We start from the raw sequence: 511 nt of genomic DNA, 5'->3' as shown, positions 1-511 counted from the left end.
AGAGGCAGTCAGGCAGCAATCAAGAAGCAATCAATCTATTCAAGCGCGCTATACAGACAGACCCAAACCTTATCCAGGCATACGTGGGTGCAGCAGCAAGCTTTCTGGAACTAGGAGATCTCGATCAAGCCGCATCATTCGCAGAAAAAGCCCTGGCAATCAACGCAAATGCTCCAAGACTCAACGAAATTCTTGGAATTGTCTTTCAGAATAAAAGCAAGCTCGACCAAGCCATTAAGTGCTATCAGAAGGAATTAGAAGTTAATTCAAAAGCAAGCAACTCGCTTCTCAATCTAGGGCGTTTGCTCCTACAGAAGGGGCAGGAAGCAGCAGCCATTGAATCACTCGCAAAAGCATCAGCTCTTGCGCCCAGCGAACAATGCTCACTTCTTTTAGCGCAGGCATATCAAAATCTCAGGCAATTCGATGAAGCAATTGTTGAATACAAAAAATTGAATATCAATAGACCAAAGAACAAGCTCATTCCATTCAATCTTGGACTCTGCTTGCT

General features: G+C 44.2%; 1 protein-coding gene. It reads left to right on the top strand.

All coding sequences use genetic code 11. The features are described 5' to 3' along the window. Positions 1-511: tetratricopeptide repeat protein (locus PMIT1303_RS12565; protein WP_156487027.1), on the top strand; the 511-nt coding region annotated here is incomplete at both ends.

Origin of the sequence: Prochlorococcus sp. MIT 1303 (assembly GCF_001631965.1) — a bacterium.
Lineage (GTDB): Bacteria > Cyanobacteriota > Cyanobacteriia > PCC-6307 > Cyanobiaceae > Prochlorococcus > Prochlorococcus marinus_D.
Note: the sequence above shows the minus strand (reverse complement) of the source record. Positions and strands in the feature narration are given on the sequence as shown.